Raw genomic sequence first — 15,658 nt, 5'->3', positions numbered from 1 at the left:
CCTTTTTAATTAGCCTTGCAGGATTGGAATGCGGCCCTGATACACAGCGCCACCGGAGATGCGCATGAAGTACTGCAGGTTCGGCAACCGCTGGATCAGCGCCGTCGGGATGAGCGGTGCCTTTTCCAGTTGCAGTGACCGTGTAATGCCGCCATTGAATTCGCCGATATGGCCTTCGCTGCCACGACTCGTGGAGCCTGAAATCTGGATGTTGCGGATCGCTGTCTCCCCGACCTTGTCAGAGAACCACTGGGCAGTGTCACTGTCCTCTAATCTTAGAATGACCTGATTATTGAGGTTACCCAAAACCTGCAGCATCTTCGCCGCGTTTCCGAGTTTCGCCTCGACGTCGGAGCGGGTCTGGAACGCAACGAACGCCTTGAAGCCCGCGCCGCGACCCTTGTTCAGGATCTGAATGACCTGTTCATTGATCGCTTCAGCAACCTCATCGATGATCAGGACCACGTCAGGGTTGGTCTTGTAGAAGTTGTAGACCGCGCCGCACACCGCCGCCACATCGGCAAGCACCAGTGACGCGATTGCCTTTTGCACGATGCTGTTCGAGAGGGAATCGAATCCCATGTAGAGCACAGCTCTCTGCTTGATGATGCGATCGATGTCCCAGATCTCGCGCTCGTCCGCGAAGTCCTCGACCTTCGGCGCGAGCATGAGACCTGTCTCGCCCGTTGCGAGCATCTGAAGCAAAGGCATCACCGAGGCGATGATGCGCATGTAGTGATCACGATCGTGCGTATGTGTCGCAATCAGACCGTCGATTGCCTCGTGTCCCAGGTTAGCGTGCGCATAGCGTTCGTTGTACAGCAGCACCATCGCGTCAACGTCCGACACGCTGCCGGGCTTGCCGCCGATCATCGTCTTCGTCGTCGCAACAAGCTCCTCCCAGTTCGCGAGTCCCGCTTCGCGGAAGAACCGCTCGAGGCTGCGTTCGAGCAGTTTGGCGACGCCGGCTTGGGCGTACTTCAGGATCGAACGGAGGTTCGGCTTGTCGCCCACGTACAGTTCGCCCTTCATGGCGCGGTCGATGAAGAGAAACGCGAAGTCGCGAAACGGTCCCTCCTCCATCAGCTGCGCGAGGCGCGCCGGGATTTCCGAAGGTTGCGACCAGTTTTCGAGCGGGTTAAGCCGGATCGATTCCGAGGGCTTCGCCTGGCTGAAGTACAGGAACTTGCGTCCGGCACGCTCGCACTCGCGTTCTACCCGTGCCTTCCAGTCCTTGTCATTTTTCGGGTCGATGATGATCAGCACGTCACCCATATGGATAACCTGGGTCGACAGTACCTCGTAGGTGCGCGTCTTGCCCGAGCCCGTGGTGCCCCCAACGGCGGTATGGCCGCCCATCGCCTTGTAGTGGAAAGGCACGAACCGCTTGTCGGGCTCCATCCCGTGTATCCAGGAAGCGCCCTGCGGCATGCGGTCCCGGATGCTGTCGGCTGGCGCGAAAATCTTTTCGATCGCCTCTTCGATCTGGCGTCCGCGCCGCGTCTTGCCGAGCCACTTTGGCAAGCCTGGAATGTCAGTCGTAGGCATGCGCAGGATGTCGTGCGCGATCTGGCAGTGCTTCTGGGTCCACTCGAAGCCCATGCCGAGGTACATCGAATCACTCTCTTCACGCATGCGCTTCTGGATGCGCAACAGGCGGGACACGGGCAGTGTCGTGAGCCACTTGGTCGAGATGGCCATGCGAAAGCGCAGCGCCTTCAATACCTGACGGCTGCGAAGGAGCAAAGGCAGAAGCGCCGCGAGGCCAAACGCCCAGCTATATGGCATGCCAGTGAACGGGAGGACCACGAACGCGAAGCACCAGAAAATCGTGGCACGAAACTCGTAGATCGGCCGAAAATGGTTGATGTAGCCCGTTGTCGCGTTCATTGTGCAGCTCGCTCGACGATCAGTTCCCCCGCACGCGGCGCGAGCACAATTTCCGCCTGCACGTTCGAGACGAGCAGGCCGCGCTTGCGAAGATGCTCAACGAGCGTGTCGCTTGCCACGCCATAACTTCCGACCAGGCGTTTTGGCAGCGCGAGCCCGTTGTCTGTCCAGTTCACCTTCGCCTTGCCTCCGGCCACGTCTTCGGCGAGCGCGCGGAAGAACTCACGGATCATGTTCGGTTGTCCCTCCAGAACCTCGTCGAAACCTGACGATACGGCGGCGCGGGCCGGCCGTCCTGCGGGCCGCATGGCCGCCGGATCGACGGACGCCGGCGGCGGCCCCTCTCCTGAAAACGGTAGTCCGAGCTGCGAATCGTCTTTCGCGCGCAAGGGCGACGCGGTTTGGTCCTGTGGCGGTGTATCGGTAGGGCCGCTCGAGGACCAAGGCGGCGGCGCGGAAACGGCGACATCGGCCTCGCGCGCCGTTGCCGGCTTTGGATCGACGACCGGATCGCCGGCCTGCGCCGCGGGCGCGGCCTCTGCCGCGGCGCCTGACGCGGTTGATGCTGCTGGTCGGGGCGCAGGCGGCTCGGCGGGCGCGGCAGCGGGTGCTGGCGTCGCTGCGGGTGGCTGCGTCACGACTGGCTGAACGGCGGCCGCGACGTGAACGGCAAGCGGCACCGGGTACTGCACCGCCTCATAGACAGCGTGCTGCGCCTTGCGGTCAAAATCGGCCGCCACGGCCACAGCCTGACGTACGACCTTGTGCACAAGCGATTCGCCGCCCTGCGGTTGCGCCACTGGGTTGATCGCGCCGAAGAGCTGTGCGAGCACCTCGGCCTCGTAACCGGCCAGCAGATCGTGGCCAATCAGGTTCTGCGCGAACAGTGCCGTGCGCATGCGTTCGACCGGCAGCGGTGCCGGCCTGCGCTGCAGCGCGTAAGCGTCGCCGGCAAGCCACGGCCCAAGCGCGCCGTGCGCCGCCGGATTCCATTGCGCGCGGTCCCGGTCGCGAAGCACCACGAAGTGCCGGTACGGTTCGTCAAGGCCCGAACACACCGCCGCAAGGAACACGGCGTGGTTATATTGCGGTTCAACGTCGCGGCGTTTCTCCGACGGCAGGTTGGTGCCGAACTTCTGGCCGCCAGCGAGCCGCATCGCATAGAACGCGGTCTCGATCGTGCAGCGAAACGCGCCACCGGGTTCACGGTAAAGCTCAGGCGAATAAGGCAGGCTCGAAAACCACGCCGCACAGCGTGCGAGCAGATCGTTCCAGCGCAGGCGGTAATCGTCCTCGCTCGCCTCGTTGGCGGCCTGCCGGATAAGTGCCACCCGTCGGTCGTGCACGGTGAGAAGCGCTACGGCCTCCATCGGCTGATGCATGAGTGCGCCGCTCACAGGATCCCTCCCGTTGCGACGCTGGCTGCCTTCTTCATAAACGAGCCAGACGCGTTAGCGCCACCGCCAAACATTCCCGCCATCTTCGGAATCTCGAACGAGAGCAGGAAGACGAAGAGCGAGAGATCGAACACGTACGACGCACCTTCTGCAGTCGAGAGCCCCATCGACGTGGCATCGGCAATCGCAGTATTGAGGGACGCCGCAACGAGTTTCAGGAGGATTGCCGAGACAACGCAGTACATGCCCGCGCTGACCATATAGTCGAGCCACGACTTGAAATACCCTCGCGTGTAGGACGAAAACCCGAGTGCCACGGCAATCTGGCCCATCACGATGCCAGCGGCCGCCTGGATCAAGCCGAGGTTGTTCATGAAAGCAAAGACGATGCTGGTAATCACCAGAACGAGGTACGCGAGCAGCATCGGGACCATCGAGATCGTAAGCGCAACGTAGTTGGTCCACGACGTGCCCTCGTACGCCTTCACTACCGCCTCCATGACAGCGCCGCCGGCGGCCGCCATGGACGCTGAGACGCCCTGCCCCGCACCCGCCTGGATCAGGTTCGCGAGCGTCTGGAACCAGTTGTAAAAGCCGGGCGCGAAGGTCTGGTAACTGACGTAGACCGAGGCGAAGAGGCCAAGCATGCCGACCTCCTCGAACACCGTGACCCATGCTGACACGGGGTCGCGGGTGGCGGAGTAGCGTACATACGCCAGAATGAGCGTGATGACGCCGAGACCGGCGGCGAACTTGTCGGCCTCGCTCTTTATGCTCTGGCTGACGGTGACCGCTGCCGGGATAACCGACGCAAAAAGCGAGGATGCCTTGGCTGCTGCCCTGGAAGCACCCGCGGCAATTTCGCCCTGCTTCATCGTTGAGCCGAACGTGTCATTGCCCGACGACGGTTGCGTGACGACCGTACTGCTCGTTGACGGCGTGATCTGCTGCCCCCCGGCCTGTGTATCGTCAGCCGAGGCACAAGGTGCGAGGAAGCCAAACAACGCGAAGCCCAGCATCACGGCAGCGAGGAACTGTCGAAAGCGCATCTTGTTTCCTCAATTGCCGGTGGGCAGCGCATCGAATTTCGCGCGCTCGCTATCCTGCTGTGACGTGTAGGCCTGTGCAGCCGTCAACCGGTTCTTCGCCGATTCATTGGTGATCGCCTGGGTTTGCGCGTCACTCTGCGTTTTTGCCGACATCATCTGCAGGAGGTCATTGTTCTGACTGCTGACGATATCGAGATAGTGCGTCGTTAGGCTCGCGGTGGCCTGCTGGGTTGGCGACAGCGACAGCTGCGACTGCAGATCCGCGCGGCGTTGCGCGAGTGTCTGGATATGCTGGTTCACCGTATTGCCCGTCTGGAACAGGTTCGTCGCAATCGCGTCGCCCTGCTTGTAGAGCGAGTTCATGTCCGAAAGCCATTGTGTCGGCGACTTGCCGGAAGTGGCAATCAGGTTCTGGACGCGCGAGATGTACTGGCCGCCCTGCTGAAGGCTGCCATACAGGTTGGTTAGCGTGCCTGTGTACTGCGTGGCCGTCTTGATGTCGGACTGGATTTGGTCATACTGCGCCTTCATCGCCACCGGGTTGAGGCCAGTCGCCTGGAGCAGCTGATTTGCCATCATCTGGTACTGATAGACGATGTTCGTGTTCTGGTAGATCTCGCCCTGCACCGCTTTCGCCGCCGTGATGATGTTCTGGCCGAAGTTGGTCGGATCAAACACAATCCATTGGGCTCGAGCGGCCGGGGACATGCATAGCAGCGTCACCGCCGTGAGAGCAGCACGGAATACGGTCTTTTTCATGGTGTGTCACCTGTCAATCGAAGGTAAGCATTTCGCGCATGTAGTTTTCGCGCCAGTTCTCGCCGCCTGCTGTGTAATGCCGGTCCAGCACACTCTGAGCACGGCCATCGGCGCGCAGCGCCGCGAGCGTTTCCTTGTCGAAGCTCGCCTGCAACATGCGTGTCTGCGTGGGCGTGACCCACAGGTAGTCGCGATTCGGCACGGCGTCGACGATCATGTCGATCTGACCTTCGCTCAGTCCGAACACGTCGCCATAGAGCTTCATATTGCTGCGCGCGTCGGGATTGGCCAGATAGAAGATGTTCTGCAACTGCTCCTTGAGCACCTCGAAGTTCGCGACGCGCTCAAGCTGCTTGAGCGACTGGGTGGCGAGTGCGAGTGTCGCGTTCAGACGCCGGATCGTGACTGCCCACAGTTCCAGGCGTGCGTAGAAGCGCGGATACAGGAAGAAGAAGCCACATTCCTCAACCTCGATGACCGTGAAGCGCTTGCCATCCAGCCACTGCGAGATGCGATAGAAGGCGTAGTCGGTGAAAAGGAGCGCGGCTTCCGGGTTGTTCTGGAAGAGGTCGCCGCATTCGATCGAGAGGTTGTCCGACAGCGAGAACGCGTCGTCGACGTGGTCGAAGAATTTCCCGTTCTTCTCCCCCTTCGTCCAGATACGCAGACGCTCACGCAATTCTGCCGACAGTAGCGTGGTCAGGAACGAGAGGGTCCAGTACTCAGGCCCGTAGCCGGTTGCAAGCAACGTCACGCGCTCGAATATCTCGCGCTCCTGCGTCGGCGTGCACTGGAAGGCATCGTCCTCGATCGCCATCTGGACCCAGGTTGCGACATAGGCATAGTGCTGCTCGTCGGAGAGCAACGAGAGTGGGTTGATCGGCGTCGCCGCCTCGTAGCGCCCCGTGACGTCGATGAATCGGCCGCCCGAGAGAACCGTCGGGATGCGCGTGGAGCGCTCCTTGTCGAAGCGGATGCGCCGCGCGTCGTGCCGTCCCATCTGGGATAGCAGGAAGTTCAGCAGCATCGTCTTGCCCGCGCCGTTGGGGCCGACGACCAGCAGGTGCGAGCGCCCACCCGGATGGTGGAGCACGACGCGCTGCAGGGTCCGGTGACGTGTGGGCAGAATCGTGGTCGGGCCAGTCCTGCGACCGAATTGCTGCGTCAGCCACTCGTTGACCTCCTGCCCTTCTGGCACGCCGCGCACCGGCGCCACGTCCGATACGGCGGCGGTCTCCACGAACTGCAGGCGTTTTTGCTGGTCCCAGCGGCCGGGCAGCGTCGACGCCCAAGCGGCACCCAGGTTGTCATTTTCCAGCACGAGCCCAAAGCCCGCGTTGCTCAGCCGGCCGACCACGTCAGAGGTAGCCTGATCGCACTGCTCGGCGGTGTCGCCGTAGACAATCACCGAGATATTCGCGTAGCCGAACTGCGCGCCGTCGACAGTCAGCCTCGTGAGCGCGTCTTCAGCTTCGTCGGCGAGCGACTCGCGCCCCTTGTCGTTCTTCTGTTCCTCCTTGGCGACAACCTGTTTCAGGATCGACCAGGGGTTGAATGCCGCCGCCTTGAAGAACTTGCGCACCGACTTGATGAACGCTTCCGCGCGGCTCGTGCTCAGGAAGCGGAACATCACGCAGATGTCGAGTTCCGCATCCACGTCGCAAAGCACATCGAGCGCCGCCTCCTGGAATCCGAGCCATTCCTTGACGGCGATGATCTTCGCGAACCGCTTGCCGTGTGCTGACTCAAACAGCAGGTGCTCGGCGCCGTAGGTCACAATGGATTCGGTCAGGTGCGTGTCTAGCATCGTAACCGGATAACGGACGCGCCGCGGCGGCACGGAGGGGTTAGCGCTCTGGTGCAGATGGGCGAGCGCATGCTGCAGTTCCAGGCGCTTCATCTTCAGTCGCCCCATACCGCCCCGGAACGCGTCGAGCAGGCCTTCGAAGCGGCGGATATCAGCAGTGAGCTGATCGACGTCGAACGCGAACGCGTTGCGGGTCAACACCTGGTCGCGGATGGCCTCGAAGACGGCGAACGGCATGGACTTGCCGCCGACCTTCAGGTGATAGCCCACCTTCTCGAAGAACTTGTTGAAGCCCGTCTCGGGCGTAAACGCAAGCGACAACGAGTGGGAGTTGCGAAAGAATTTTCCGCTGCCGACGTGCTCGCGGTTGATCTCGTCCAGACGCGTGTCGAGCCGGGAAGCGAATTCGCCGTCGATCTCCCCCTTCACCCGGCGGTGCGAGAGCCGCCACCATGCGGTAACGCGATGGTCGAAGTTCTTGCAGGCGTTGTCGAGGTTGTTCCGCGCCGCGGCGATGTCGCTGGTGTTGGGCGTGTCGGCGTCAACGCCCTCGAACGTGAAGGAAGTGAGTAGCGACCCGTCCTTGTCGAGGACGAGGCCGGGCGTCACCATCGTCGCCCATGGGGCGATTTCCTGGACAGGGCGCCGCGCGAGCGCGCGCAGCTTTGCTGGCTTCAGCATGGCAGATCCTGATCGAAACCGTAGGGGCGCCGAAAGCGCGCGGACCACTTCCCGCCCGGCGTCGGCTCGTGAACGTCCGGGTAGCGGTTGTAGACGACCATGACGAAGCGCCACCACGGATCGCGTGAAGTCATCCACCTCAGAAAAAAGTGGATACCCATTCCGAGCGCGATGAAGCCGAGAGAGCTCACGAGGTCAAAACCACACGCATAACAGAGCAGCAGCGTGACGAACGAATTGGCCAACGCCAGCAGCCGGTCGGCCCCGCCGACCTGCCGGGGCAGCGACAGCCCCCGGCTGACCTTGACACGCTCACGTACAGACATAGCTGATCTTGAAGTGGTCCTTGAGCACCGGAATCGCGCAGGCGGCAAGACCGATACCGACGAACACGCTGCCGAGTACCTTGCCGATCGTGCTCTCGGAGTTCGCGATGGCGATAAAGGCCACGATCGAGACGACAAGACCGATACAGAAGAGCCAGGGGCCGCTGATGTAGTTCGAGATCAGGCAGATCGCATCCGTTGCGGGGCCCAGGTCGCTCAGGTCCGTCGAGGTTGCAGACGCCATGGGTGCGATCGCGCTGAGCGCGGCCGCAATCAGCGTGGTGCGCAACTCGCGCCGGCTGAACAGGCGCGCGCACGCCGCGCGCGCGGTGTGCGCGGCGCGTTGAAGGAAGGGTGCGAAGTACTGCTTCATCGTTGGTCGACTCCAGTGGTTTAGAAAACACGTTTGAGGATGTAATCGCCGTTGTCATAGCCCCGGATTTCGAGGATTTCGGAGAGATGGCGCATTTCGCCGGTGCGCTTCATGTGCACGACGTAGTGAAAGCAACTGGCGATGTTCTGGCGCAGGTCGGAGATGTCCCAGCGCGTGCCGGACGGGACGCCGAGCATGGCGAGGCTTTCGAGCCTGCGCAAGCCTCCGCGTGCGTCGCTTGAGTGGACGGAACCGAGGCCACCGTCGTGACCGGTGTTCAGCGCCTGGATGAAGTCATAGGCCTCGCCGCCGCGCACCTCGCCGACGATGATCCGGTCGGGACGAAAGCGCAGGCACAGCGCCACGAGCATCTGGGTCGTGACGCCAGTATCGGTGTTGGAGAGAAGCCGCAGCTTGTTGGGCACCGGCAGCTTCAACTCCATCGTGTCCTCGATGCTGATCACGCGGTCTTCGTCCGGGATCTCAGCGCCCACTGCATTGAGGAACGTCGTCTTGCCCGAGGAAGTCCCACCGGCAACGAGGATGTTCTTTTTGGCGCGCACGATTTCGCCCAGCGCCAGGCGCAGGTCGTGATCCTCGATACCCGGGCGAAAGAACTCGACATCGCGCTCTTCCCGTGCGCGAGCGCGCGAAAACGCACCGGCCTGCACATAGTCATTGAGCGACAGGTGCTTGTCCCGGTGTTTGCGGATGGCGAGTGCGTCGCCGTCAATCGCGGTAGGCCGCATGACCGCCGCGATACGCAGGTTGCCGTGACCCGCATTCAGGATGCCCTGGGCCGTGCCTGCCTTCGCCGACTTCTCGACCGACGAGGCCAGCGCGTGAATCGCGCCGGAGAGCGTGGACGGCTTCAGCTCGATCGGCACGCGGGTGAGCACCCCGCGACGCTCAATCCAGACGTCCCTGGGGTTGTTCACCATCACTTCCGCAATGTCCGGCGCGTCGAGGAATTCGCGCAGCGGCGCGAGCGACGCGAAGAACATGCGCACCGCACTCTCTTCGAGGCGGTTGAACTTCAGCAGCGGGTTTTCGGCGGCATCGGACATGCTGGTATTGTTCCGATCTGCCCCACCCGGCAACGGAGCAAAAGGGTGGCGATATTCGGCAGCTTTCAGCGAGTCGGTCGCCCGCGATACCAGCATGCACATCCGGCCAGCGCCCGTTTAGGCGCCTAAACGCTTAAAGGCGGAATGGTGCAGTTTTTGTGAAGCTTTTCACCGGCCGCGTCCGGTCCGGTCGTGCTGCTCAACATCGTCCGGACGAAAAAAAACCCGACTCAAATGAGTCGGGCTGGTTGCAGGAAATCGGGCAATCAGATGATCACCTCCACCATTTCGCCAAACGGCGCCTGACGCGCCCGGCGAAGGGGCGTCGTGGACGCCCACAGCACCGGGTACGACGGCGGCACTTCGGGGAAGCACCCATCCATGTCCGTGAGGTAGACGAGGAAGACCGGATTGATACCCTCCTTTTCAAGGCGGTGGAACGGATCGGTGAATGCCGTGCCGCCCCCGCCCTTCACCTGCGCAAGCTCGATCGGGTCGCCCCGCTCGAAGACCTGCACCTGCGTGACACGTGTGTCGCAGTCCATCACGATGAGCCGCGCAGGACGAACGACCTCGGCCACGTGGATGATCTCGGCCGCGAACTGCGCCTGTGTCTCGTCGAAGACCGAACCGCTGCTGTCGCGCACGAACACCGCGTCACCGACCGCCGGAGAATGCAGCGGCGGCAGGTAAAACCCGAGATGCAGATAACGGCGGTTGGGCATGGCGAAACTGTAGTCGTCGTTGGTCACCTGCTGCGCGAAGCGCATCAGGATCGAACGCCAGTCCACCGACGGGTCGGCCGCCACCTCCACCATCGACGCCATGCTGCCGGGAACCTTGCCGCGCATCTTCGCCGCTTTTGCGGCCTGAAGCGTGGCCACCTTCCACTCCGCTTCCTTGACGGGCTTGTCCGGTCCCGGATAGGGGCGGACCTCGCCGCAGGACGGCGGTGCATCGGGATCAGGAGCCGCTGACGGTGTGTTCGCGCCGTTCGCGTCGGGCTGGCCGCCAGACTTCTCCTTTTCCTTTTGCCTCGCCTCCTGCGTGAGGACCGCGTAGATCTCCTCGGCCGACTTGCCATGAAAGCGCGCGTCGTCGAGGCTCCCCTTCACGAGGACGAAGCCAGCCTGCTTCAGGATCGGATTGATCGCGTAGTCGCACGCTTCGTTCCATCGATCTGCGTCACGCGGGCCCTGCCGGAAGCAGTGGCCGTTGGCGACGTGCAGAATCTCGTGCGCGAGCACGCCGCGGCACTCAAGATCGTTCAGGGTACCGAGATACGCCGGGCTGTAGCCCAGCGTCTCCCCGTCCACCCAGAACGTCTTGCATGCCGGATCCTCAAGTACCTTCAGACGCAACGCCAGCGCGCCGAAAAACGGCTGGTCGAGCACGAGCGCCGAACGCTGCTTCGAGATGCGTGGATCCATGCTCACCTCACGCCGCGATGCGAAGTTGCGGTGCCGGGCCAGCCTTGGGCATCGCGGCCTGCGGCTTACCGCCCATGAAGGCTTCCATCAGTTCCTCGATCTCGGTTGCCTTGGCGGCGACCTGCGAACGAAGCACCTCGGATTCCTTCAGGTCGTTGCCGTTGTGCACGGCAAGATGGCGCTTCGCCTGCTCGAGGATGTGGTTCAACTGCGGATCGTTGCTGAAATTCAGCTTCGGCAGCAGTCCGCACAGTTCGCGCACGTTGTCGGCAACATCGATACGCACGCCACCGGCCGCATACAGCCGGTTGGCCATTGCGGAGACGGCATCGTAGAGACGGTGAACGATGTCCTGGTTCGCGTGCTCGATCGAGCGCATCACATGCTGGTCGATTTCCGAGCGCAGGCTCGTGAGCACGTCCTCGGGAAGATGCACGCCGAACTGGCTGGCGTCCGGGAACGGCAGGACCGCCATGCGCACGCCAAACTTCTCGCCAAGCTGCACGAGTGTCGGATAGTCCGCCTCGTTGAACAGGCCATTCATCTCCTGCCGGGCCTGTTCCTTGAGGTCCAGGTAGTCGGTGAGAAAGACCTGCACGGCTAGATCGAACTCGTCCTTCATCTTTCGCATCTGTGCCGAGAACTCCATGTAGATGTCGGTCGGCAGCAGACGCACAGAGAGCTGGTTGTACTCCAGCGTGTGGTCGTAGAAGTAGCGGCGAATGCGGCCGCCGAGCGACACGACCTCCTTGAAGCTGGGGGCGTTCTCGGGCAGCAGGCGCTTGTTGAAGCGACCGATGCCCTTGGTGTCGTGACGGCTCTCGACCTCCTCGGTGACCTTCAGGTCAAAGCGCCGTGCGACCCACGACGAGATGGTGACCGAGCAGAGCATGACGCGCGATTGAATGTCAGTGATGTTCATAGAGAGACCCCGGAAAAGATATGAAATGGAATGAAGCGGGAAAGGGAACAGCGATGGGGGCGCGTGCGATCCGGATGGAGTGAGCGGCCCGATACAACGAGGGAAGGCGGAACTACGAAGCGCCGAGCTCTGCGTAGAATCAGAGGACGGGTTAGAGCGCCGTTGGCCAGCGGGCTGCCGGGGACGCCCGCAAAGGCGTACGCGGACAGGCGTTGACGAACGGGAAAGTCAATCCCGGACGGCGGGCAGGCTCCCGGATGGAAAGCTCACCGGCGCGCGGCGGAAGTTGATGCGAATGCCGGCCGACCTGGAGGAGTTCCAGTATTCCGGCGGATGGAGCGTCTTGCGTCGCGAATGGAAGATCAGTGGCCTGACGGACCAGAAGTGGCGCCGCCTGCGGCTGGGTCGATGCGTCAGAAACGCGAGTTACAGGAGCATCGTAGCCTGCCGTGTGCCGGGAGTCAGCGGGAATCGTCGCCAGATAGGCGCGGCTTTCGTCGTGCGCGCCACAGACGAAAAAGGGGACGCCGGTTACCCGACGCCCCCTTTCCTCTTCATCGTCAGTTCGTCGCCGGCGCCACGGGCCGCGAAAGCAGCGTCGTGACGGCACCACGCACCGACCAGCCAACGAAACTGTCCTCGAAAGGCTCGTGAACGAGCCGGTCCAGGCAGATCGTTTCAACACCATCGCGCTCGATCCTGCCGAGTATGTGGGCCACTGTCGTCGCGCTCGAACCCTCGCGCTTGACGGACACCACACTGTCGCCGACCGAGACCATCACTGTGCCAGTAAGTTTCATGCCGCCTCCTTGAGCAGCTTTCGCATGTCAAATGTCGTGGAGCCCTGCAGGCGCGCCACGTCCTCAACGAACTGGTCGAGCAGCGTGTCCATGTGCAGGAACGCTTCGTCTTCCAGTTCGGGCGTCGCCCAGTCGAGCCCCGCCTGCATCGCATCGCGCTTGTGGGCCACCATCTGGTCCTGGTAGATGTCGATGCTCCCGGGCAGATGGAAATACTCAAGCTGCAGCGTCCCCTTTCGGTTCCACCTCAGCGCGCGACGCATCGCCTGATACTCGGCGCGCCACGTCCACGAGCGGTCATAGAACAGCACATGGTCGGCGTTGGGCAGGTTGTAACCTGCCCGGCCTGACTCCTTCGTGGAGAGCAGCCCCATCGCAATGCCCGTGAGAAAGCGCGAATCCTTCGCCTTCACCCGTTTCTGGATCGAGATGCCGCCGTGGAACAGAACTGTCTCCACGCCATTGGCGTCAAGCTCGCGGGCGATCAGGTTGAGCACGCCGGGATTCTCCGCGAAGAGAATCGCCTGCTTGCCCTCTGCCGCGATTTCACGCATGCGTCCGATCACCGCGCGTTGCTTGCTGGTAAGGCCACCGACCTTCCCGACGCCCTCCATCCCGTACTGCGGATAGTTGGCGGCAAAATGTACAGCACGAATACGCGCGAGCACGGTGACCAGATTGCACGGTCCTCCATCCTTGCGCCGGTCGCGGTACCAGTCGGCAAACTCATCGGCTGCACGCAGGTACACAGCGAGGTGACCGCTGTCCCACTCAACAGTATGTATTCGCGACTCGGGCGGATCGATCTGGATGTACTTCGCCACGTCGGGCTCGCACACCAGACGACGCTTCAAGTGCGGCGCGAGCATGGCGCGATAGCCCGGCAGGTTCCCGATCTTCGGCACTTCGCGCTTTGCTCCATCCTGCAGGCTCTCCGCGAATTGCCATGTCACCCACTCCGTCACCACGAAGTCATCGCGGAAGCGGTCGATACCGCGCACCGCGTAACCGACGGAAGCCAGCCAGTTCGCCTCAAGGAAGCCACGGCGATACCCATAGGGTTGCGCGGCCGTACCGTCACCACCCGTGAACGCGATGAGTCCGAACGCGTCGCGCGGGTAGTTGGGGATCGGGCTGCCCGTCAGGACATAGCGCCGACGAGCCGAGAGTCGCCAGAGCGCACGGCTCTGGTCGCTGCCCGGATTCGCCAGCCGCTCACCTTCGTCGGCCACCAGCAGACCGATGCGCCGGCGCAGCCGGTGCGCGTAGGTTGCCCTTCGCGAAGTCGATAGATCAACCACCATGCGCAACCGCTCGTAGGAGATGAGATTGAATCTCCGCAGATCGTCCAGGTCGGCGGGCGACTCAATCACCTTCACCTCCGACGTGTCGATCGGCGTAAGCGCCGCTTCGGCCAGCATCTCGGCGATGAGCCGAGCCTCGACAACGATGAGGCCATGTTTCGCGCCCGAAGCGAGAATCATGGCAAGCGCGAGGCGTGACTTGCCGCATCCCTGCTCCCATGCGATCACGGTCCCCGACGGCTTCATCAGCGTCTCGACCAGATCATCCACCTGGAAGTCCCAGTCCAGCCAAACTGGAATCCCGAGTGCCTCGACACGCCGCCGCAATCCAGCCGCGTGCTCCGGGAAACGATGCGCCAGTCCCTCGTGCACAACCTCCCAGCCTTCGGACACGTTCTCGACGGCAAAACGCGCATTGAGTTCATCGACCGCGAGCCAGTGGGTGACGCCGTGCAACGAATACCGGTAGCGTCCATCGTCCTCACGCTCGAACGCAACCGCGTCGCCAACCTTGATAAGCGGACTTGCCCACCGGCTACCGTCGACCTTGTGGGTCGCCTTCGCCGTGCCGGTCACCAACTTCGCGGAGCCCGCCCCAGTTGTGTACACAACATGCCGCAACGGGATCGCCTGACGCTGCGACCGGCGGATACGGGCGCGCAGATGCTCGCGAAGCCCTTCGGCCACAACCGGCTCGCCGCCCGCGTCACGAATGCACGCGAGAAGCTGGTCGAACGCCGTGAACGGGTCTTCCTGAACCAGATATGCCTCTAGGTCCAGCTTCCCTTGGCCGGCGTAACGGAACCCCTGCGGAAGCCGATGTCCGTCCCGCGAAAAAATCCGGTGATCGTAGACCGCGTTCAGGACCATGGCCTCAATGAAGCCACATGCGAACCCGAGGCGGATGCGGCGCCCGTCGTGCCCGACCCGCACGAGTCGATCGCCGGTCACCGCGCGGGTGATCGCAGGTACCGAGTCATCGAGTGTCTGCAGGTTCAGTCGAGGCTTGGCGACGTAGTGGTCTTCCCAGTGAAGAGCCAATGCTGGAATCGGCCCACTGAGATTCGCCAGCACGCGCACAAAATCGCCCGGCTTCATCCGGTAGCGATCGAACACGAGCACGGCGGTACGGACCTTCGCCCCTTCTGCATCAAACGCATCGTCAGGCAGCTCGAAGTAGCCCGCCAGACGCCTCGCCGCTTCGCAATAGTGCGCCGCCTTGCCGAAGACTGCACCCGCAATTGCCTCCGCCATCGTGGCCGGAAGCAACGCGACGACGATGTTCGCCGCCTTGAGGGCCTGCGCGAGCGCATAGTCGTGGGAGAGCGCGCTCGTATTGGGTCCATAGCGCCCGGCAGTCGTACATGCGAACGGCTGCAGGTGCGGTGATTCCAGGTGAAGCGAGAACGGGGGGTTGATGACCGCCACGTCGAAGTTCGATGGCCGGATATCCTCCATGCCTGCTCGCCGGATATTGACCTTGAATCCGGCCGCCTCGAATGCGGACTGGCATGCCGAGGCGACCGGCTCGTGAACATCGACTCCAGCGAGCGAGTGGCGCTCAGGGTCTGCGTACTGCAAAAGGCGCCCGGAACCAAGCGAATTGTCGAGCACGTAGACCTTGCGCTTGGGGCTGAAGCGCTCGACAAATCCCCACATGTACCGTGCCACTGCGTCAGGCGTGAAAAACTGTCCGAGGTGACGGCGGCGTGCGGCGGCCAGTTCGCCCTGGTGCGCAACGCCCTCGTCCTGGGAGCCTAGGCTCAGGATCCGGCGCAACGGCGCGTACCAGTCCCTAGCTTCGAAATCGAAACCGAGTTGCATGAAAAACTCCGTGGAAAAGGAAACGGCCC

The 15,658-nt window shown here is 62.6% G+C and carries 12 protein-coding genes; all 12 read right to left on the bottom strand.

Annotated features, from left to right (window positions below; all coding sequences use genetic code 11):
- Positions 1–9: 9 nt before the first annotated feature.
- The gene (gene traD, locus P5W99_RS36260) at positions 10–1,890 is read right to left on the bottom strand and encodes a conjugative transfer system coupling protein TraD (RefSeq protein WP_434667826.1); all 1,881 of its coding nucleotides are present in this window, start codon (positions 1,888–1,890) and stop codon (positions 10–12) included.
- The gene (locus P5W99_RS36255) at positions 1,887–3,287 is read right to left on the bottom strand and encodes a TraI domain-containing protein (RefSeq protein ID WP_434667823.1); all 1,401 of its coding nucleotides are present in this window, start codon (positions 3,285–3,287) and stop codon (positions 1,887–1,889) included. The genes traD and P5W99_RS36255 overlap by 4 nt, the downstream gene beginning before the upstream one ends.
- Complete coding sequence (locus P5W99_RS36250) at positions 3,284–4,306, bottom strand: type IV secretion system protein (RefSeq protein ID WP_434667820.1); 1,023 nt, start codon at positions 4,304–4,306, stop codon at positions 3,284–3,286. Before P5W99_RS36250 ends, P5W99_RS36255 begins: the two co-directional genes overlap by 4 nt.
- Before the next feature lie 39 nt (positions 4,307–4,345).
- Positions 4,346–5,095: a DUF4141 domain-containing protein gene (locus P5W99_RS36245; RefSeq protein WP_434667818.1), complete on the bottom strand. Its 750-nt coding sequence runs from the start codon at positions 5,093–5,095 to the stop codon at positions 4,346–4,348.
- A 13-nt stretch (positions 5,096–5,108) separates the two neighbouring features.
- On the bottom strand, positions 5,109–7,583 hold the full coding sequence (locus P5W99_RS36240; protein WP_434667815.1) for a VirB4 family type IV secretion system protein: 2,475 nt from the start codon (positions 7,581–7,583) through the stop codon (positions 5,109–5,111).
- Entirely contained in the window at positions 7,577–7,909 is a 333-nt protein-coding gene (locus tag P5W99_RS36235) for a VirB3 family type IV secretion system protein (protein WP_434667812.1), read from the bottom strand. Before P5W99_RS36235 ends, P5W99_RS36240 begins: the two co-directional genes overlap by 7 nt.
- Entirely contained in the window at positions 7,896–8,282 is a 387-nt protein-coding gene (locus tag P5W99_RS36230) for a TrbC/VirB2 family protein (RefSeq protein ID WP_434667809.1), read from the bottom strand. Before P5W99_RS36230 ends, P5W99_RS36235 begins: the two co-directional genes overlap by 14 nt.
- Positions 8,283–8,302: 20 nt before the next feature.
- On the bottom strand, positions 8,303–9,349 hold the full coding sequence (locus P5W99_RS36225; RefSeq protein ID WP_434667806.1) for a CpaF family protein: 1,047 nt from the start codon (positions 9,347–9,349) through the stop codon (positions 8,303–8,305).
- Between the two features lie 266 nt (positions 9,350–9,615).
- Positions 9,616–10,779, bottom strand: a complete 1,164-nt coding sequence (locus P5W99_RS36220; protein ID WP_434667803.1) for a vWA domain-containing protein — start codon at positions 10,777–10,779, stop codon at positions 9,616–9,618.
- 7 nt (positions 10,780–10,786) lie between these two features.
- Complete coding sequence (locus P5W99_RS36215) at positions 10,787–11,701, bottom strand: hypothetical protein (protein WP_434667801.1); 915 nt, start codon at positions 11,699–11,701, stop codon at positions 10,787–10,789.
- Between the two features lie 560 nt (positions 11,702–12,261).
- Positions 12,262–12,501, bottom strand: a complete 240-nt coding sequence (locus tag P5W99_RS36210; RefSeq protein WP_434667799.1) for a hypothetical protein — start codon at positions 12,499–12,501, stop codon at positions 12,262–12,264.
- Entirely contained in the window at positions 12,498–15,629 is a 3,132-nt protein-coding gene (locus tag P5W99_RS36205; RefSeq protein WP_434667797.1) for an SNF2-related protein, read from the bottom strand. Before P5W99_RS36205 ends, P5W99_RS36210 begins: the two co-directional genes overlap by 4 nt.
- Positions 15,630–15,658: the final 29 nt, after the last annotated feature.

The sequence above is a fragment of the Paraburkholderia sp. A3BS-1L genome, from assembly GCF_051125215.1.
In the GTDB taxonomy this organism is placed as follows: Bacteria; Pseudomonadota; Gammaproteobacteria; order Burkholderiales; family Burkholderiaceae; genus Paraburkholderia.
Note: the sequence above shows the minus strand (reverse complement) of the source record. Positions and strands in the feature narration are given on the sequence as shown.